Annotated in this window: 17 protein-coding genes and 3 pseudogenes; 13 read left to right on the forward strand and 7 right to left on the reverse strand. The window is 40.9% G+C overall.

Going from position 1 to position 20,012, the window contains the following annotated elements; translation table 11 throughout:
• Positions 1–30: 30 nt before the first annotated feature.
• The 3 genes and pseudogenes from GKR48_RS03025 to GKR48_RS03035 all read left to right on the forward strand — a co-directional run bounded on the left by GKR48_RS03025 (position 31) and on the right by GKR48_RS03035 (position 1,676).
• Positions 31–489 carry a YaiI/YqxD family protein gene (locus GKR48_RS03025; RefSeq protein ID WP_154626918.1) on the forward strand — a complete coding sequence of 153 codons (459 nt, stop codon included), beginning with the start codon at positions 31–33 and terminating at the stop codon, positions 487–489.
• Positions 490–600: 111 nt separating this feature from the next.
• A pseudogene (locus GKR48_RS03030) lies at positions 601–1,244 on the forward strand (homoserine/threonine efflux transporter).
• A gap of 21 nt (positions 1,245–1,265) precedes the next feature.
• Positions 1,266–1,676: a hypothetical protein gene (locus GKR48_RS03035; RefSeq protein ID WP_154626920.1), complete on the forward strand. Its 411-nt coding sequence runs from the start codon at positions 1,266–1,268 to the stop codon at positions 1,674–1,676.
• A gap of 82 nt (positions 1,677–1,758) precedes the next feature.
• On the opposite strand, the gene mnmH is transcribed toward GKR48_RS03035, so the two are convergent.
• Positions 1,759–2,853: a tRNA 2-selenouridine(34) synthase MnmH gene (gene mnmH, locus GKR48_RS03040; RefSeq protein WP_154626922.1), complete on the reverse strand. Its 1,095-nt coding sequence runs from the start codon at positions 2,851–2,853 to the stop codon at positions 1,759–1,761.
• Between the two features lie 144 nt (positions 2,854–2,997).
• Here mnmH and GKR48_RS03045 point away from each other — a divergent pair, with 144 nt between their 5' ends.
• The gene (locus GKR48_RS03045) at positions 2,998–3,261 is read left to right on the forward strand and encodes a DUF3811 domain-containing protein (RefSeq protein WP_132495964.1); all 264 of its coding nucleotides are present in this window, start codon (positions 2,998–3,000) and stop codon (positions 3,259–3,261) included.
• 334 nt (positions 3,262–3,595) lie between these two features.
• Positions 3,596–5,473 (forward strand): bifunctional glutathionylspermidine amidase/synthase, encoded by a 1,878-nt coding sequence (gss, locus tag GKR48_RS03050; RefSeq protein ID WP_154626924.1) that lies wholly within the window; start codon positions 3,596–3,598, stop codon positions 5,471–5,473.
• Between the two features lie 70 nt (positions 5,474–5,543).
• On the opposite strand, the pseudogene GKR48_RS03055 reads toward gss, so the two are convergent.
• Together GKR48_RS03055 and GKR48_RS03060 are read right to left on the reverse strand one after the other, a co-directional pair.
• Positions 5,544–5,807: pseudogene (locus GKR48_RS03055) on the reverse strand (porin); the annotation flags it as partial.
• A gap of 194 nt (positions 5,808–6,001) precedes the next feature.
• A complete protein-coding gene (locus GKR48_RS03060) occupies positions 6,002–6,250 on the reverse strand; it encodes a hypothetical protein (RefSeq protein WP_230088577.1) in 249 nt (82 codons plus the stop codon).
• Positions 6,251–7,074: 824 nt separating this feature from the next.
• Between GKR48_RS03060 and GKR48_RS03065 the strand changes: the two are divergent.
• The 4 genes and pseudogenes from GKR48_RS03065 to GKR48_RS03080 form a co-directional block, all read left to right on the forward strand.
• Positions 7,075–7,758, forward strand: a pseudogene (locus GKR48_RS03065) (cupin domain-containing protein); the annotation flags it as partial.
• 140 nt (positions 7,759–7,898) lie between these two features.
• Entirely contained in the window at positions 7,899–9,527 is a 1,629-nt protein-coding gene (locus GKR48_RS03070) for a DUF4139 domain-containing protein (RefSeq protein WP_154626926.1), read from the forward strand.
• A 119-nt stretch (positions 9,528–9,646) separates the two neighbouring features.
• The gene (gene ydfG, locus GKR48_RS03075; protein ID WP_154626928.1) at positions 9,647–10,393 is read left to right on the forward strand and encodes a bifunctional NADP-dependent 3-hydroxy acid dehydrogenase/3-hydroxypropionate dehydrogenase YdfG; all 747 of its coding nucleotides are present in this window, start codon (positions 9,647–9,649) and stop codon (positions 10,391–10,393) included.
• A 90-nt stretch (positions 10,394–10,483) separates the two neighbouring features.
• Positions 10,484–10,855 (forward strand): DUF1283 family protein, encoded by a 372-nt coding sequence (locus tag GKR48_RS03080; RefSeq protein WP_006659792.1) that lies wholly within the window; start codon positions 10,484–10,486, stop codon positions 10,853–10,855.
• Positions 10,856–10,956: 101 nt separating this feature from the next.
• On the opposite strand, the gene bioD is transcribed toward GKR48_RS03080, so the two are convergent.
• The 3 genes from bioD to GKR48_RS03095 form a co-directional block, all read right to left on the reverse strand.
• The gene (bioD, locus tag GKR48_RS03085) at positions 10,957–11,634 is read right to left on the reverse strand and encodes a dethiobiotin synthase (protein WP_036947919.1); all 678 of its coding nucleotides are present in this window, start codon (positions 11,632–11,634) and stop codon (positions 10,957–10,959) included.
• A 141-nt stretch (positions 11,635–11,775) separates the two neighbouring features.
• Positions 11,776–12,987 carry an ROK family protein gene (locus tag GKR48_RS03090; protein ID WP_154626930.1) on the reverse strand — a complete coding sequence of 404 codons (1,212 nt, stop codon included), beginning with the start codon at positions 12,985–12,987 and terminating at the stop codon, positions 11,776–11,778.
• A gap of 119 nt (positions 12,988–13,106) precedes the next feature.
• Positions 13,107–14,012 carry a LysR family transcriptional regulator gene (locus GKR48_RS03095; RefSeq protein WP_036947913.1) on the reverse strand — a complete coding sequence of 302 codons (906 nt, stop codon included), beginning with the start codon at positions 14,010–14,012 and terminating at the stop codon, positions 13,107–13,109.
• A gap of 112 nt (positions 14,013–14,124) precedes the next feature.
• On the opposite strand from GKR48_RS03095, the gene GKR48_RS03100 reads away from it, so the two are divergent.
• The 3 genes from GKR48_RS03100 to tus all read left to right on the forward strand — a co-directional run bounded on the left by GKR48_RS03100 (position 14,125) and on the right by tus (position 17,133).
• The gene (locus GKR48_RS03100; RefSeq protein ID WP_154626932.1) at positions 14,125–15,387 is read left to right on the forward strand and encodes an MFS transporter; all 1,263 of its coding nucleotides are present in this window, start codon (positions 14,125–14,127) and stop codon (positions 15,385–15,387) included.
• A gap of 114 nt (positions 15,388–15,501) precedes the next feature.
• Positions 15,502–16,074: a lytic polysaccharide monooxygenase gene (locus GKR48_RS03105; RefSeq protein ID WP_154626934.1), complete on the forward strand. Its 573-nt coding sequence runs from the start codon at positions 15,502–15,504 to the stop codon at positions 16,072–16,074.
• Positions 16,075–16,227: 153 nt separating this feature from the next.
• A complete protein-coding gene (tus, locus tag GKR48_RS03110) occupies positions 16,228–17,133 on the forward strand; it encodes a DNA replication terminus site-binding protein (RefSeq protein WP_154626936.1) in 906 nt (301 codons plus the stop codon).
• A gap of 59 nt (positions 17,134–17,192) precedes the next feature.
• Here tus and fumC read toward each other — a convergent pair whose 3' ends face one another.
• On the reverse strand, positions 17,193–18,590 hold the full coding sequence (fumC, locus tag GKR48_RS03115) for a class II fumarate hydratase (RefSeq protein WP_154626938.1): 1,398 nt from the start codon (positions 18,588–18,590) through the stop codon (positions 17,193–17,195).
• 178 nt (positions 18,591–18,768) lie between these two features.
• Between fumC and manA the strand changes: the two genes are divergently transcribed.
• On the forward strand, positions 18,769–19,944 hold the full coding sequence (gene manA, locus GKR48_RS03120; RefSeq protein WP_154627193.1) for a mannose-6-phosphate isomerase: 1,176 nt from the start codon (positions 18,769–18,771) through the stop codon (positions 19,942–19,944).
• Positions 19,945–20,012 lie beyond the last annotated feature (68 nt).

The raw sequence follows: 20,012 nt of genomic DNA on the forward strand, positions 1-20,012 counted from the left end.
TAGAAATAAAATCGATAGGTTAACGTCAATATGGTGATTTGGGTGGATGCGGATGCGTGTCCGAAAGTGATTAAAGAAGTGTTATATCGCGCGGCCGATAGAGAAAAAGTGCAAATTACATTTGTGGCGAACCAGCGTTTGTCGGTTCCTCCTTCTTTATTTTTAAAGACACTGCAAGTTCCAGCAGGGTTTGATGTCGCAGATAATGAAATTGTTTTACGTGTACAGGCTGGTGATTTAGTGATTACAGCTGATATTCCATTGGCGGCGGAAGTGATGGAAAAGGGCGCAGTGGCGTTGAACCCCCGAGGTGAACGTTACAGTGAAGCCACGATCCGTGAACGTCTGACCATTAGAGACTTTATGGATACGATGCGTGCTAGCGGTGTGCAAACCGGTGGACCCGCTAGCTTAAACCAACGAGATCGCCAGCAATTTGCTAATGAGTTAGACAAGTGGTTGCTGCAACGTCGAAAATCGTTGGGATAGTTTTTTCGTTCGTTCACATACGGTGGATTTTCAATAACCTGACGTAGGTTGCATCCCGAAGGGTTATCCCTGTCTATAATAAAAAATCCCCCGCTAATGTGAGACACCATGATGGATCCACTACACAGTATTCTGATCACCTTGTTTTTGTTTGTTTTGACCTTTTTTAACCCTGGTGCCAACTTATTTACGGTAGTTCAAACGACATTAAGTTCAGGTAAAAAGCCGGATTAACTTGTGGTTATGGGGTTGTTCTGGGGGATGCGATTTATTCAGGATTAGGGCTATTTGGGCTGGTGGCATTAATGACGCAGTTTGAGTCGTTATTTTCTCTGATTAAGATTTTGGGTGGATTATATTTATTATATTACGCGATCAGTGTCTTTCGAAATAAAACGCAACTGTCTCTTGCTACCGAAAAAAATACAGAAAATTTTCCAACGGGCGTTTATTTTCGTCGAGGGTTAATTGCTGATTTATCTAACCCTCAAACCGTTCTATTTTTCATGAGTATTTTCTCTACTACGATTTCACCTTCGACACCATTGTGGACTAAGCTTGTGATTTGGTTAGGAATTGTGGTGGCTTCTTTAATTTGGCGTATTATCTTATGCCAGACATTTTCACTCTCTTCTGTAAGACGAACGTATTCCCGTATCCATAAAGTGATAGGCAAAGTGGTCGGATTGATTTTAGGCGGGTTAGCTTCTAAATTAATTTACCAAGGTATTACTGAGATTGCCTTTAAAAAATAAGCTTCACTGAAAGGGTTATAAATGGGAATAACTGCATTGTATTTAGCTGCTGTGTTGACATGGATTGTTGCACTATTGCATTTTGCGTGTCTGGTTTGGGGCGCAGCTGGATTTAAATGGCTCGGAGCAGGGGAACGGATCGTTAAACAATCTCAAGAAGGGCACTGGTACCCACCATTTACAGCGATTTTTGTCGGAACGGTATTAACCATTTGGGGGGTGTACGCATTCAGTGCAGCTCAAGGTTCTTTTTCTTTACCCTTTACTCAACCCATTCTCATTGCCATTGCTGCTGTATTTTTAATTAGAGCGGCAATATTTCCACTGATCAAAAGCCGCTTTAAAGGTAATAGCGACCTATTTTGGTATGTCAGTTCGGGCTTCTGTTTGATATTAGGTTCACTGTTTTTAGTGGGTGCACTGTTACGCTAAACAGGAGTACGTTAAACAGGCTTGAAGTGGTCAGTAAGGTGACAGTGTCACCTTACTTTGATATTGAAGAATATGTGTAGCATTACTGAGCGGTGGATTTTACCCACTCAGTGACTTCTTCAAATGTCCCTTTGAAAACAATTCGATCCTGTTTTTTGCTCAACTGATAGCGGTACATCGGATCATAATATTCATGAAGTAGTGGTGTAAGCCATGAGAAATGAACGTCTGTTTTTTCTGTTTTACGTTGAGCAATCAGCGCATCATCAAGTAGTTTAGTTAGCTCAATCGCTCGCTGGGAACCTAAACGTTTACGGATGGCATGTAGACCATGGTGTAGGTATTCACTGTAGGCATTCCAACCTTGTTCTTCACCAAATGCGGCAAGAAAATCGTGGGTCATTCGGTCAAAATATTCCTCTTTTAACCTTTCCATTCGACGCTCAATAGGGTCTTCAACCACTGCAATTGTTGCTGCTTCCATTGCTTGGCGTAGTGAATCAGGAAGGCTGTTCACCCCAATGGCTCGTCCTTCATCTTCAAGTACCCACCGGTTGTGATTGGGGGCTTTTTTTAACATAGAAACCGCTAAATGGTTTTCAAACGTAGCCTGTGAAAATTGGGCTTCTAAAGTACGACCAAAGGAAGAGCCTCGATGATGGGCAATACCTTCTAGGTCAATACTATCTTCAAGCCCTTGAACTAATAGCGTTTTGCCATTTCCAGTACAACCACCAATTAATATGACTGGACGCTGAGCTAATTCGTCGATTGCATCAATAGTCGTTTGGCGTAAGTTTTTATAGCCACCATTGATAAGTGGGTATTCAATACCGGCTTCTTTTAACCATTGCTGCGCAATATGGGAGCGCATTCCGCCACGAGCGCAGCAGAGATAACCTTCAGGGTGTTGTTGACACGCCGTTTTCCACGCATTAATTCGATTTTCACGTAATTCACCAGAGACTAATTGATGACCCAACTCGACCGCTTTGTCGGAGCCTTTTTGTTTATAACAGATCCCGACGGCGGTGCGTTCATCGTCATTCATTAAGGGTAAATTGAGTGCCGATGGCATGGCACCTTGTTGAAATTCAACGGGGGCGCGAACATCGATGATTGGGGTGTCAGAAGCAAGGATCTGGCGAATTTCGGGTGTGGAGAGCGCTAATTCCATAATAAATAAAATGATTCATATCAATTCGGATTTCGATAAAGGCTACTATACTCCTAAATAGGGATGATGGCACCTTATCTAGGACGAAAAGAGAACGAAGTGCTATATTGGAAGTCGTCTTTCAACTTTCGAAGGAGTAATGACATGAAAACCCTAACACTGCAAGAGATGACTGAAACGCAAAGAATGCGGGTGAGGCAACGACTGGCTCAAGAGCGTAAAAGTTTAGGGCGCGAGTTGACCAATTCAGAAGAAAGCAAAGTCAAAAAATTGATCATTACCGAAATCTCGGCTGAAGTTGAAAAAGAAGCCAAAGCCTTAAGAACCCAGAAGAAAAAAGAGCGCGTAACTGGAAGCAATGCGACCTACAACTGGTCATCTAATAACCATACTCGCGGTTATCGCTAACAAGTTTTTTGTCGTAAATTCAACATCAACACCACAAAGCACCTATTAAGTAGGTGCTGAGGTTGTTGACAAAGCAGGATAAAAGCGTCGTTTTTCCTGCTTTGTGTTATCAGCCGAAAATCAATGAATTGATTTTCCTAATTATTTTCAAAACCTATTCAACCTGCCACCAAACCTAGCCGGTTTGTCAGCAGTCTGAGCACCTATTAAGTAGGTGCTTTTTTTATGCCATGAAAAAACGCAGTGTTTTGATTATGACAGGCGTATACTGATTATTAGCATCCTTATAATTGCGATTTAAATAATATCAGTGAGCTGTAATAGGAGTCTGGTCATGACAGAAGAACACGAACCGTTTGGCACTTTACTTGGCTACGCCCCCGGTGGTGTTGCAATTTACTCTTCCGATTACAGTTCCATTCCCGATTTGGGTGAGCGGGACGATATCTCGTTTCGCAGTTATATCAATAATGAATATATGGGATATAAATGGCAATGCGTTGAATTCGCTCGTCGTTTTCTCTATCTCAATTATGGTGTGGTATTCACCGATGTTGGCATGGCATATGAGATTTTTGCATTACGTTTCTTACGTCATGTGGTGGATGACGGCATATTGCCATTGCGTGCGTATCAAAATGGCAGCCAAATGAAACCCACTGCAGGAAGTTTACTGATTTGGGCGGAAGGCGGTGAATTTGAGCATACAGGGCATGTAGCGATTATTACTCAAGTTATTGATAATAAAGTACGAATTGTTGAGCAAAATGTTTTACACCATAAACTCCCTGCCGGACAGCAGTGGACCCGAGAACTCCCTCTAAGCGTCGATAATGGAAGTTATACATTGTCTGATACATTCACCGATACGACGATCCTCGGTTGGATGATACAAACGGATAATAACCAGTATGCTTATAAAGAACCTGAAATTAATCCACAATTAATGGAGCTGCACGCGGCTCAGTTGGGTAGCCAAATCAACTTCAATCAAAGCTGGTTAGATGAATCTAACCCGATTGAATTAGCTTATATAAAGGCTAACCATGGGCATAAACTGAATGCCAACCCTCACGAATATTTCACGATTTCCAGCACGGCTGAAAATCAGCTAATGCAGGCAACAAATGAAGTTCACTTGATGTATTTGCATGCGACTGAAAAAGTCCTTAAAGACGACAACTTACTGAAACTTTTCAATATCCCCGAAATTCTCTGGCCACGTTTGCGTTTATCATGGCAAAACCGCCGTCATGATATGGTGACGGGTCGCCTTGATTTTTGCATGGACCATCGTGGATTGAAAGTTTATGAATACAATGCAGATTCAGCTTCTTGTCATACTGAAACCGGGTTAATTATTAATAAATGGTCAAAAGTAGGCGATATCACCGCGGGCTGGAATCCAGGTGAACGACTGCAAGAGTTACTTACGGATACATGGAAACACACCACTGCAAAACCGTTTATTCACATCATGCAAGATAAAGATAGTGAAGAGGATTATCACGCGCTATTTATGGCTCAATCCATCACGGCAGCAGGTTTTGAATGCAAAATCATCCATGGTTTGGATGAGTTGGTTTGGAATGAAACGGGTCAAGTGGTGGATGGTGAAGGGCGAGTACTTCAATGTGTATGGAAAACATGGGCATGGGAAACCGCTCTGGAGCAGTTACGCCAAGAGAGCGAAAGTGACCTTTCTGGTCTACCTATTTTAACCGGTCACCCACATCATAATGATGTCCGGCTGATTGATGTGCTGTTGCGTCCAGAAATTCGTGTTTTTGAACCGTTATGGACGGTGATCCCTGGGAATAAATCAATCCTACCTATTCTATGGTCACTATTTCCGCATCATCCATATTTATTGGATACGGATTTTGAGATTAATGATGAGCTACGCCAAACAGGGTATGCCGTGAAGCCTATCGCAGGGCGTTGTGGTAATAACATTGGGCTGGTTGATCATCAAGACGATATTCTGGATGAAACTTGTGGGCAATTTGCCCATCAAGAGAATGTTTATCAGCAATTATGGTGTTTACCGAAAGTGGCAGAACGTTATATTCAGGTCTGTACATTTACGGTGGGTGGGCATTATGGCGGCGCATGTTTACGTTCTGATCCTTCTTTAGTCATTAAGAAGGACAGCGATATAGAACCGCTTTGGGTGCTTGAAGACGATGACTATCTGAAGCAAAGTCAGTAAAAATAAGAATAAAAGCAAAGAAATGGCGCTATCTTGAATACTGAAGATAGCGCCACTTTCGAGATATAGACTAGAACTGGTAGACTAAGCCCAGACCTAAGACATTATCCGTATTGATATTGTGAGCACGAGTGAACTCATTTTTATTCAATAAGTTAATTTTGTAATCAACGACAGCGGACATGTTGTTGTTGAACTCATAAGCTGCGCCAACAGCCACATATTTCACTAAGTCTTTGCTGCCATATTCGCCAAGATCTTTCCCTTTAGATTGGTTATAACCAATTGAAGGGGTTAAGCCGAAATCTAAGGTATACGTCGCAACAACTCCCAACCACAAGAAAGGCTTTACCCCAAAACGGCTGATTAAATTCCCAGTAAAAAGGGAGGGGGCAAACATACCCAAAATATGGCATTGGAAAACAAAGGCGATGGAAGTGAATGTAAATTCTTGAGCTTTCATTGCCAATGGAAATGCTCCAACCATATAAACTACTAATGCATAGCTTATTGCGCTAACGAAAACGATTAAAATAAGTAATGGCTGGGAGTAGAGTTTTGAATATGTACGCGCTTACGGAACATCTGCAGAAAATAGTGTTTTATGTTGCGTGAAATAGGGCGTTCAATTCCATTTTCTGGCAGGCGTTTTAGCATGTTTGCTATTTCATCCAGTGAAAATTGAGCCTGTTTAGCAAGAATAATAAGGGAAAGATGAGTAATAACTTCAGGGGCATACAACCGAGTTAAACCTTTTCGGCCAATCGGTTGAATCAAACATCGTTAATACCCTTAGGCCAGTAACATTACGTGAGGGGATCGGTGGAGAAACTTGGCGGGAAGCGTTGGAGTTAGCTGAGACGTTTTTTGCTTTAGCCAATGATTGTGACTGTTTTTCTGAAAACTTTGCGTTATGCTTAAAAACGTTACGCGGTCACATCGATGAGGCTAATTCGCGGATATCACGACTTGCTGATGAGCTATGATGCTAAAACTTAGCCTTAAGTATGGGTTATAAACATTTTCGGAGCGACTATGCGTTTTGATATGGTTGATTTACGGTTATTTGTAAATACCCACAAAGCTGGGAGTATTACAGCAGGGGCTAATTTATCTAATATTTTCCAGTATCTGTAGGTTGGGGTTCAATGGAAGAACCCCGATAAGCAGTAGAGAGAGATAGTATCAGTTCATATATCTTATTTAACATAATATGCATTATGCGAATCTAAGTATGAAATAATGAAATCCAGCATTTTGGCTGGTTAATCGTGTTGATTCGTTTATCGCTTAAACTGCCTTTTATCTATGACCAGTTAAGCTTTTAGTCGTTGCTTCATGTCCGTCAGTTAAAGTTCCGTGAGATTTAATGTGAGCTCGGGGATCAATTTGACGTTGTTAACTTTGACGATTGAACTTCCTTACCCATTTTGTCATCGGCGCTTTTAAATGACAGAACACCTCAATGCATTATGAATATGTTAATACTTTATTTAATAGCAAATGGAACATCCAAAATACTAAGTTTGACGCCAAACAAAAATATGCCGCTGCATTACTTCTATAATGACTGGCTTACTTACTCATATAGATGTGGTCACATGGCTAACAAACTGAACCTTAACTGGCCTGAATTTTTAGAAAAATACTGGCAGAAAAAACCCGTTGTATTGAAAAATGCATTTCCTGATTTTGTCGACCCTATCACTCCCGATGAACTGGCTGGTTTGGCGATGGAGCCGGAAGTTGACAGCCGTCTAGTCAGTTTTATTGATAACAAATGGGAAGCAAGCCATGGCCCATTTGAGGACTACAGCGAATTAGGCGAAAAAGGATGGTCGCTGCTGGTGCAAGCCGTCAACCATTGGCATATGCCTGCCGCTGAACTGGTGAAACCGTTCCGCGTACTGCCTGAATGGCGTCTTGATGACTTGATGATCTCCTATTCGGTGCCTGGCGGTGGTGTTGGGCCACATATTGATAACTATGATGTTTTCATCATCCAAGGAATGGGACGCCGCCGCTGGCGAGTCGGTGACGCCCTTCCCATGCGTCAATTTTGCGCACATCCCGCATTATTGCATGTCGATCCGTTTGAGCCGATTATTGATGTAGAAATGGCGCCGGGAGATATTCTGTATATTCCGCCGGGATTCCCTCACGATGGTTTTACCTTCGAAGATACCATGAACTATTCTGTCGGCTTTCGAGGTCCGACCGGACGCGATCTGCTGAGCAGTTTTGCAGACTATGCACTGGAACAGGATTTAGGCGGAATAAATTATGGTAGATCAGCCAACCATTCTGATTGTTCTTTATGAATAGAATCTTACTTTAAGCTTATTCTGTTATCTCAACTGATTAAATTTCAATATGATTAAAAACTATCAAGAAAACTAATTTATCCAGCTAATGGAGTATCAATATGTTTGTCACTAGCAAATTCACCAAAGGAATTTTATTTGTATCGGCATTAGCGTCATGGCAAGCATTTGCTGAATCAGCGCCGCTTTTGCACTCTCTTAAGCTCAATCAAGCCACGATTTTTTTACGCGGCGCTGAGTTAACGAATAGCGCCACTGTTAATTTACCGCAAGGCGAAAGTAAACTGGTTTTTACCAATGTTGCTGATCACCTTGATCAAAAAAGCCTTTCTATTAGCTTAGATAATGAAGATGTTTTGATTCGCTCAATTGACGTGCAAACCGTGGCGGTAGAACCCGTTTACACAGGTGAAGCGGCAAGTTTAAAAGCACAAATAGACGAGGTCACTAAGCAAATTTCAGCGCTTAATATCAAAATAAAAGTGGGTGATGACCAACTCGCTTTACTGAAAGATCAGCGTTTTTTTGGTGAAACAACGACATTATCCCTTGAGCAGTCTGCATCTAAATTGGAGTTTATTCGCAAGCAAATGTCTGCGATATTAAGTGAGAACTTAGGGTATCAGCAGCAGATTGATGAATTGACAGAGAAACAAGCGTTATTGCAGGCAAAATTTGAAGGAATTCTTCCCGATAATATGGGTGAGCAGACGCAAATTGTGTTGACGGTTGATACGCCTAAAAATTTGAGTGCCAACATGCAGATCTCGTATGTTACCCCCGATGCCGGTTGGTCTCCAAGTTATGATATTCGCGCTAAAGATATTGATAAACCAGTCAATATTACCTATAAAGCTGACGTCATTCAAAATACAGGCTTGGACTGGGATAAAGTTAAACTCACCCTTTCCTCTGCCAATCCAACACGCAATATCACCCCACCATTTTTAGCACCATGGATATTGTCAGTTTACGATCAATATAATCAAGGCTACATGAATGGAAAAATGTCCGCGACCATGGACATGGAAGTAGCAGCACCTGCGCCAGTAGCGGAACTCTCGACAGTAAAAAAACGCAGCCCGGGTATGGCAAACTATGTGTCAACCAATACCAATGGCGTGAATCTTAGCTACAACATCGAATTGCCTTTTAGCTTAGCTTCTACCCCTAAAGCAAAATCTATTACCATTAAGCAAGCGGATATTGATGCAAAATATCGTTATACATCAACACCAAAAATGGCTGAAGAAGTCTATTTGCAAGCACAAATTGATGACTGGGATACACTGAATTTACTGAATGGCCCTGCAAATATTTACTTTATGAACAGTTATGTCGGTGATTTTTACGTAAATTCAGGGCAATTAACTGAGACTCTCGATATTCCATTCGGCGTGGATGATAACATTCAAATTTCTCGTGTGAATAATGCGGCTATGCGTAAAAAACCGTCCTTTATGGGCTCCACAGTTGAGCAAAAAGAAAGTTTCTTAATTAAGGTGCGTAATACGCGGAAAAATGACATTAAACTATCTGTTTACGACCAGCTCCCAACGAGCAGAGATACTGATATTAAAATACTCAACCCTGAATATAAAGGCGGAAAATTGGATGAAACAGAGAATAAGATTGAATGGGATTTAACGCTTAAACCTCAAGAAACCGTCGAGTTACCGTTAAGTTATACGCTGAAATACCCTAAAAATAAGCAGATTAATGGATTATAACTCGCTAAATAAGTTAATTATTTTATCGGTGTAAAAGAACTAAATAGGGGCTTGGAAGCCCCTTAATAATAAGGTTAGAATGATTCAAAACAAACAACGATAACAACCTGAGGTACCTAATGATTATTCTAGTAACCGGCGCAACATCAGGATTTGGTGAAGCTATTGCTCGCAAATTTATTCAGCATAACTTCACTGTGATTGGGACAGGACGCAGAACTGAAAGATTAAATGCATTACATCAAGAATTGGGTGATAAATTTTATCCATTAACTCTGGATGTACAAGACCGAAAAGCCATTCAACACGCTGTCGCCAATTTGCCCTCCCACTTAAAAAACATCGATCTTTTAGTGAATAATGCGGGGCTTGCTTTAGGATTAGAGCCCGCATTTGATGCAAATCCGGATGACTGGGAAACCATGATCAACACAAATACCAAAGGCTTAGTCAATATGACTTATGAAGTGCTGCAAGGTATGGTGGAAAAGAATCACGGGCACATTATCAATATTGGCTCTACAGCCGCATCTTGGCCATATAAAGGCGGCAACGTTTACGGCGCAACCAAGGCGTTTGTAAAACAATTTTCCTTAGGATTACGTGCAGATTTAGTGGGCAAAAAAATTCGTGTGACCGATATTGAGCCAGGATTAGTCGGTGGAACTGAGTTTTCAAATGTCCGTTTCAAAGGTGATGATGAAAAAGTCACAAATACCTATAAAGGCGCGGATGCCCTTACTGCTGACGATATTGCAGAAACAGTTTATTGGGTGGCAACACTTCCGGCTCATATGAACGTTAATACACTGGAATTAATGCCAGTGTGCCAAACATTTGCTGGCTTAACCGTACATAAACAATAATAAATTTTCGTACTATTCTATAAAGACGGCATTATTGTTTATTAGTTATACTCTGGGTATAGAGCGAGTATTGAAATGAAAGGAAATTACATGAGCACGTCACAAAAATTTATCAAAAATGGTCTGGCTGCAATCTGCTTTTGCCTCCCTTTGATGTGGGTTAATGCGGCGCAAGCAGCTAATACATCATGCGCTGCGGGTAGCACTTGTGTTTCTGTCGGTAATGGTAGTAATGACCCGTTGAATAAAGAACAGGCGCGACAAGATAAAGAACAGTGGGATGAGACTAAAATGCTGCGTTCTAAAGTTAACCGCCGCACCGAAAAAGAGTTTGATAAGATTGATGCCGCATTTGATGCGAAAGATAAATGTGAGAAAAGTTTGAATCTTAATGCGTATTGGGAGCCAAATACTCAACGTTGCCTTGATGTTAACTCAGGTCGTCCAATTATCAATCCATAGTTGAAAATAGACTATATAGTTGAAAATAGACTGTATCGGTAAAACAAAGGGCGCTATTTGCGCCCTTTTGCTTAGATATTAAATTAAAATTTATATAAAGATTAAAATGCAGGAACCGAAACAAACTCTTGCAGTTTTTCACCATCTAAATAATGTCCCAATTCTTTTTCTTCAGGACGCAATAAATAAGGAATTTCACCCAATAATGGCGCATTAATATGTTGTTGCATACGCTGGATAATTTGAGCGTAATGCGCCAAGCCAGGGTTGATTCTATTGGCTAACCAACCGACTAACGGTAAACCATCCGCTCGAATAGCTTCAGCTGTCAATAATGCATGATTGACACACCCATGCTGAATTCCAACGACTAAGATCACGCCAACAGATTGTTTTTTCAGCCAATCGGCATAAAAAGTATTATCATCAAGAAGATAACGCCATCCGCCATTACCTTCGATAACGACTATGTCGCTTTGCTCATGAAGGTGATCTAACCCTTTGTTGATTTTATTAAAATCGATACTGTTTTCATGGCTGTAATTATCGCCAAGTCTGACAGGGTTAACTTCATCATACGAGACAAGATCTTGCGAAACACGATGAATAAGAAGTGCATCCTTATTGCGCTTCCCTTCAGGTGTATCGATACATTGATCTGCAATAGGTTTGTACCCTACGGCTTTAATACCTTGATTATTAAGTGCTTGTAATATTGCTAGTGTCGATACCGTCTTCCCGACATCTGTATCTGTCCCGGTAATAAATAGATTGTTCATGGTTGTTCTATCCTGAAGTGACAGACTAAGGTCAGCAAAATGCTATAAAAATGATATGAATTCAGTTTATGGGAATGGGGAAATGATAAGTTTGCGTTAGCTCAATTTTGTGTAAGATAGTGAGAAGTTTATCAAATTGTATTAGCCTTGCAGTAATTGCAACAACAGTGAGCCATCATAAAGTGCATTCTGAATTAATGCCGTTTCACTTTCTTTAATTGAAATTATTGATTTATCAAGCGTTAATTTATTACTGTAAAGAGGGTTCCCATATAAAGAGATAAAATATTGTAGACGAGTAAGCCAGTAATTTTGCTCATCAGTTAAAGGGGAATTAACTAAAATCAATTCAGTTCCAAATAAATTAATCATCATTGCTAATGGGTAAGCAAGGCGCTTGGCTGTTATATCGAGTAATAAAATACATAATGGATCATTTTCTATTGCACCTCGACTAATTGTATTAATATCGATGCTCACTTTATGCAAGATGGATGCGGGATAATCTGCAAGTAATTCCCTTGCTTGCTGAATAATTGCAGGAATAGCTATCTTAGTTTCTAAGCAGCCCTTTCCTCCACAATAGCAAGATTGTGGTCTTTCTGAATCAGTTTGAGTATGCGCAAATAATATAGGCTGATGTGTTATTGAATCCAAAGAATAACCGTGATTCAGCACCGCGATATTAACCACATCTTGAATTTGTAGATAAATAATATTTTTTTGTGGCCGAGACTCTGAATATTTGAGGTGATCGCCGATAGCCAGGGCATTAACAGTTGGGTGAAGATAGACGGGCAGACCTGTTTTTTCTGTTAGCAATTCACCAATACCCAGTTGGTGAACATGGTAGTCAGGCAACCTATGAATAACCCCTAAATAAGAGTCTAAGAGGCCATCTAATAAGATACTGATCGCCGTGACTCTTTCTAAGTGAGATGCGTTTTCTTCGAAAAACAGACCAATCAGTTCCGATAACCGATCACTAAATTGTTGATTGCCTTTTACATCAAAAGGATAGCTTTTTTCTGTGAGGGTTTTAGCATTAATTTCTTTTAACGAAATGATGGCGTGTTGTTGTTCAATTCGAATGGCTAAAAATTGCCAGCCTTCACTTTCAATGACTAACCCAACAGCTGGACGTCCTCTTAACCCTAATACTGGAAATTCACGTTCCTGTATCAAGTGAGCATCCATCAGTTCACGGGTAATTTTGGTGATACTCGCTGGGGCCAATTGAGACTGTTTTGATAACGCAATACGGGAAATAGGACCATGCTGTGCAATAATTCGGTACACAAGCCCAGTATTTAATTGCTTTATTTGGTCGGTATTCCCCGTTTGGTTTATCATCTTAACACTCAGAAATCGTTATAAATTATGATTGATTATGCCTGATATAAATGAAAACTCGGCTATATTTACATATAAAACGTGATAAAACTCTCGTTAATCATTTCAAATTCTACGCCTTATATACCCACAATATTGTGCAGCAGTAACTCAGTCAGTTTTTTAGCTGCAGCAGGTGGCGTTCGTCGTGTATTGTAGACTAACCAGACCTCTGAAGTAGCTTGAATATTCGCGAGTTTTAGATATCTCACGCCGTCAATCTTCATTCGTGTAAAGGATTCAGTGATGATAGAAATTCCCATTCCAGCAGACACTAAGCCTAGAATGGTCATGGCTTCCCCCGCTTCTTGGGAAATAGTAGGAACCACCCCTTCAGAGGCTAATAATTGGTTGATCTCATCATACAGCGCCGTACCCACTTCCCGCTCAAAGAAAACTAACGGGTAAGCCGCAAGCTGCTTAATATCGACACCACTTTCTTCGAAAGCCAGTAAAGGATGCCCTTCATAAACCGCAACCATGAAAGGCTCCCTGAATAATAATTGATAGTCCAATTGTTCAGGCAATATTGTATTGCGCATGATGCCAATGTCTATGCGCCCGGTCACTAAAGGCGGGATTTGCTGCTTCGTATTCATTTGATGCATATGAATGGAAACATCAGGGTATGCTTCTCGGTATTGGCGCAGGCTCATGGTGACTTTGTGCATAAACGGCGTTGTGGACGTAAAGCCAATAGACAGTTCGCCAAGTTCCCCTTTTTCCATCCGAGCCGCTTTGGTCGCTGCCGCATCGACCTGCCCTAAAATTTGGTAGGCTTCTTTGAGAAACATGGCACCGGCTGGCGTTAAGGCAACATTGCGATTATTGCGCTCTAATAATTTGGCATTCACCATTTCTTCAAGAGCTTGGATCTGCTGGCTTAATGGTGGCTGAGACATGTGCAAGCGCTCAGCCGCACGTCCAAAATGTAGCTCTTCGGCAACAGCAATAAAATAACGTAGGTGGCGTAATTCGATGTTCATCTGATTGATATTTTAAATGTATCATTATGTATTATTAATATATTAGACAAAAAAATAGAAAGTTTCTATTCTTTGATCGAAATCAAGTCCGTCTAGTCGTCAAGGAATTTACATGGAACAGCAGTCAAATAGCCTCTCAACGAGCCAATCTCTCCAAGGAAAACAAACCAAAACCTTGACCAATGCAGCCCCGAAAAAACACTATATTCAACGGGATGATGCACTGTATCTGCGTGTAACGCTGTCATTTTTTACTGTGGGTTTTGCAACATTTGCGTTGCTGTACTTTGTGCAACCTATTCTGCCAATGTTGTCCGCGGACTTTAATATTTCTCCGGCGACTGCCAGTTTATCACTCTCCTTAAGTACGGGATTAATGGCATTGGGGTTACTGATCACCGGCCCTATTTCCGATGCAATTGGTCGTAAAAACGTGATGGTCATTTCCTTGACTTGTGCTGCGCTTTTTACGTTAATGAGCTCAATAATGGAAAGCTGGCAAGGGATTTTGATCGCCCGCGCATTAGTGGGGTTATCGCTTAGCGGTGTAGCGGCCGTCGCCATGACCTATTTGAGCGAAGAAATTCATCCGAGCTATGTCGCACTGTCGATGGGCTTATATATCAGTGGTAACTCTATTGGGGGAATGAGCGGACGTTTAATGACAGGGGTAATTGCCGACTTTTATTCATGGCGAGTCGCGGTTGTGATTTTAGGCTCATTGGCGTTGTTGGCGGCGATTGGATTCTGGCGTTTATTACCACCATCCCAACACTTTCGTGCAAGCTCTCTCAAACTTAAAAACCTTTGGGTTAACTTACATTTACATCTACGTGATACGGGTTTGCCCTGGTTATTTGTTGAGGGCTTTATCTTGATGGGCGGTTTCGTCACCATGTATAACTACATTGGATACCGCTTACTTGAATCACCTTATAATTTTAGTCAATCTGTTGTGGGATTCTTATCTGTTATTTATTTAACAGGAACTTACAGTGCGACGAAAACAGGGAGCTTGACCCAGAAACATGGTTTTGGGCGAATTTTAATTGCTGCCATTGCGATGATGTTAATCGGCGTAATTTTGACGTTACACAGTAATATTTGGGTCATTTTATTAGGCATGACAGTATTGACCACCGGATTCTTCGCCGGGCATTCCGTTGCAAGTAGCTGGGTGGGACGTCGCGCTAAACGGGCAAGAGGACAAGCATCGTCCCTCTATTTGTTTAGCTACTATGCGGGTTCCAGTATAGCCGGTACATTGGGCGGTTTTTTCTGGTCGGCATATGGCTGGAATGGCGTCGCATTATTTATTGCAGCGCTTCTACTGGCCGGCGTAGGTATCGCATATAAGTTAAAAACAAAATGTTAGTGCCTTATAAATTACCGAATAATCCAATAAGTTAACTGCTGCTAAAGGTTAGAATTCACATCCTCATCATGGTTAATAGAAAATATATAAATTAATCAATGATGAGGATCTTCAATGAAAAAATTATTATTATTTCCTTTATTACTCTGCTATAGCTACTTTGCCCTGCCTCATGGCTATATCGAGTATCCCGCAAGCCGAGCCTACCTGTGTAAATTACAAACCAATAAAAACTGTGGCGCTGTCCAGTATGAACCTCAATCGGTTGAAGGATTGAAAGGTTTTCCTCAAAAAGGGCCGATTGACGGCAAAATTGCCAGTGCAGGTATTGCGGCTTTTTCGCCTCTCGATGTTCAGCAACCTTTTCGTTGGGCTCGAATGTTAATAGAAACGCCCGATTTTGATTTTTTCTGGCGCTTAACTGCTATCCACAAAACAACTAAATGGGAATATTTTATTACGCGAAAAGATTGGAACCCAAGTGAGCCATTAACTCGAGCGCAATTTGAATTAACACCATTTTGCAAATACGAAAAAGTGGAGATGCCGGCGAGTTTAGTGCAACACAATTGCAGGCTCCCTCAAAATTATCAAGGTTATCATGTTGTTTTAAGTGTTTGGACCATAGATGATACAGCCAATGCATTTTATCAAGTCATTGATATAGAAGTAGATTACAAAAAATAACAGTAAGAAAATTCCATGATGGGATAGTATAATACCCTACCTCGCTATCCCTTAATTTCCTGTTTATGCCAGTTGATAAACACAGATGTTAATGTTACTTTTGTTTTATAACAAAAAGAATGTTGTAACTAAATATAGGATTGAATACTCAAAATGTCCAAACAACAGTTAATTAGCTCATTCAATCTATTAGAGTCGAATATTAATCGGCTATGCCAATTGCTTCAGGCGCAAAAAGATATCAATGCGGCCGTATTTAGTTTACCGGAAACCCTTAAAGGGGATGAAAACAATGATGTCAATTCTATCTTTGTGGATAAACATACGGGACACGACGCAATCACCCAAACAACAGAACTATTTAAGCTATTATTTATTCATAAAAAATCAGAGTTAGTTAGCAATAAAACCGCGATACGTTTACCGGGTGCGATTTGTTTGGCTCCCTCTTATGCTGAATATAAACAATTTCAGCAGTTAATTTCTGATATCAACCAATTAAAAATAGACATAAAGCAGATAGTGACCCATGTTGATGAGGTTCATCGTTTTGAATTTATAAGAGAAAGCTTGCATGGACTACTTACGCTGAATACCTATCGAACCCTCACCTCTGTTGTCGACCCCGATACCATTCGTTTTGGGTGGGCAAATAAGAAAGTGATCAATAAAGTGACTCAAGAAGAAATGCTCAACCGTTTGCAAGCCAGTTTAGAAAGTGGAAGAACACCAGCTCATTTACAGCGCGAACATTGGCAGTTACAGTTAGAAACTGAGATCCAGTTAGTTCGCTCCCTTCCCCATGATTGCATTCTAAAAACACAGCGCCCGGTAAAAGTTCAACCTATCGCCCGAGTTTGGGACAAAGAAACGCAGAAACAGACTCAATATTCTTGTGCCACGCCGATATTGGTTTTTGCTGTTGATAAAGCATTGAGTGACATAAAACTGGGGGAGCTGGCGGATTATCATCAAGACAGTATCGCACTGCGTAATCGCCCAAAAGCTAAGCCAGTTGAATTACTGATACCACGCTTAAATCTGTATATAGAGCGATAAAAAAGCCCCTGCTCTATTTCTAGTTCAGGGGCTGAAAACCTTATCTTAGATAAAGATTATTACGATTTCATGCTGCCAACCATATCTTCTGGACGAACCCATTCATCAAATTGAGCTTCAGTTAAGTAGTTCAATTTCAGAGCAGATTCTTTCAGAGTCAGGCCTTCTTTGTGCGCTTTTTTCGCGATTTCAGCTGCTTTGTCGTAGCCGATATGGGTATTTAGTGCAGTCACCAGCATCAGAGATTCGTACAGTAATTTCTCGATACGCTCACGGTTTGGCTCGATACCTTCCGCACAGTGTTCGTTGAAACTACGCATACCATCAGCTAATAAACGGATAGATTGTAAGAAATTATCGATAACCATTGGACGGAATACGTTCAATTCAAAGTTACCTGAAGCACCACCAATGTTAACTGCAACATCGTTACCCATAACTTGAGCACACAACATGGTTAATGCTTCGCACTGCGTTGGGTTAACTTTGCCTGGCATGATTGAGCTGCCTGGTTCGTTTTCAGGAATCGAAATTTCGCCGATACCACAACGAGGACCCGATGCTAACCATCTAACATCGTTAGCAATCTTCATTAAAGATGCCGCTAAGCCTTTTAATGCACCATGTGCGTGAACTAATGCATCACAGGTTGCTAATGCTTCAAATTTGTTCGGTGACGTCACAAACGGTTGGCCGGTTAATTCAGCGATTTTTTTTGCAACACGAACCGCATATTCAGGGTGAGTATTCAGCCCTGTACCAACAGCCGTACCACCTAATGCAAGCTCACAAACATGTGGCACTACATTTTCAATATGTTTTTCATTGTGGGCTAACATCGCCGCCCAGCCTGAAATTTCCTGGCCCAATGTTAATGGCGTTGCATCTTGTAAATGCGTACGACCGATCTTAACAATGTCTTTGAATTCTTTTGCTTTCGCATCGAGGGTTTTATGCAGAACTTTCAGTTCTGGCAGCAAATGCTCACGCATCGCGACAACGGCCGCTACGTGCATTGCTGTTGGGAAGACGTCGTTAGAGCTTTGGCTCTTGTTAACATCGTCATTTGGGTGGATCAGACGGTCGTTACCGCGCTGTCCGCCGAGGATTTCGCTACCACGGTTAGCAAGTACCTCATTCATGTTCATGTTACTTTGAGTACCAGAACCGGTTTGCCAGATAGCGAGAGGGAATTCTGTTGGATGCTTGCCAGCAAGGACTTCGTCTGCCGCAGCGATAATCGCATCACCGCGATCTTTTGGCAGTAAACCTAAATCCATGTTCACGCTTGCAGCCGCTTTTTTCGTGACGGCTAATGCGTGGATCAGAGCAACAGGCATTTTCTCTACAGAGATACGGAAATGTTCTAAAGAACGCTGCGTTTGCGCGCCCCACAAGTGGTCAGCAGGTACTTCAATTGGTCCCATTGAGTCTTTTTCAATGCGAGTGGCTGCCATTACTAGCTCCTTAGGTACATATTCAGAATAATTAATTATAGAATCATCTGCTTGCAGGTAAGCAAATAACCGAGCAGTATAATGCCACAAATTGAATTTCAATTATGAGACTTGGTCGAGCTTATTGTGCTGTAGTAAAAAGGAAATTAGTTGATTTTTGCAAAAAGAGAGATTTGATATGCTAAAAATGATTAACCAAATCCAACACTATGATTGGGGAAGTAAAACGGCCCTCAATGAACTGTATGGGTACCCTAATCCGGATAATTTACCGATGGCTGAACTTTGGATGGGCGCTCACCCCAAAGCCAGTTCTGAGATCATATCCCCCTTAACACATCAGAAGATCTCGTTAAACGCATTCATTAACGAAAACCCAGAGAAAATACTGAGTAAACATATTGCCGAGCACTTTGGCCGCCTGCCTTATTTATTTAAAGTGCTGTGTGCTGCGCAGCCGCTATCTGTTCAGGTTCATCCCAATAAACATGATGCAGAAATAGGATTTGCAAAAGAAAATGCACAAGGGATCCCGTTAGATTCCCCTATCCGTAATTATAAAGATGATAATCATAAACCAGAGCTGATTTATGCCTTAACGTCTTTTAAAGCAATGAATGCATTTCGTCCTATAGATGAAATTGTCGAATTATTCAGCTTTATTGCTGCCGCTCACCCTGAAATCCAACTATTTATCCAAACACCAAGTGAAGAACGACTAAAAAAACTATTTGCACAAATTCTTAATCTAACAGGCGAGCAAAAAGATCTTGCTATAGGGGTATTAAAAGCCGCACTGAATAGCAAACAAGGAGAGCCTTGGAATTCAATTAAACAAATGGTGAACTTATATCCAGACGATAATGGTTTATTTACACCTTTAATGCTAAATATCGTTGAATTACAACCAGGTGACGCCATGTTTTTAGCCGCTAGAACCCCTCACGCCTATTTAGAAGGTGTTGGGTTAGAAGTCATGGCTAATTCAGATAACGTCTTACGAGCGGGATTAACCAGTAAACATATCGATGTTCAAGAACTGGTTGATAATATTGATTTTAAATCAATTAAAGCTGAGGATTTGTTCAATATCCCCGAAAAATCTGGAAATGTCTGGAAATATAAGATCCCAGTAGAAGATTTTTCATTTAATATATATTCTATTGACTGCTCGGGGTTATCCATAACTAACCATGTTGCTTCAATTTTGTTTTGTATTGAAGGTAAGTTAGTATTGCGAGCAGGTAATCAAGAAATAAACATGAATTCTGGTGAATCTGTATTCTTACCTGCTTATGAGGATAACATTTCTATTAAAGGAAATGGTCAATTAGCCCGAGTATTTAATTTTTAGGTCGTATTCTGTATTTAGCCGTTGGTATACACAGCCAAACGGGTAATAAAAACTTATATTATTTTTAC

The sequence above is a fragment of the Providencia sp. wls1943 genome, assembly GCF_009706275.1.
GTDB classification, from domain to species: domain Bacteria; phylum Pseudomonadota; class Gammaproteobacteria; order Enterobacterales; family Enterobacteriaceae; genus Providencia; species Providencia zhijiangensis.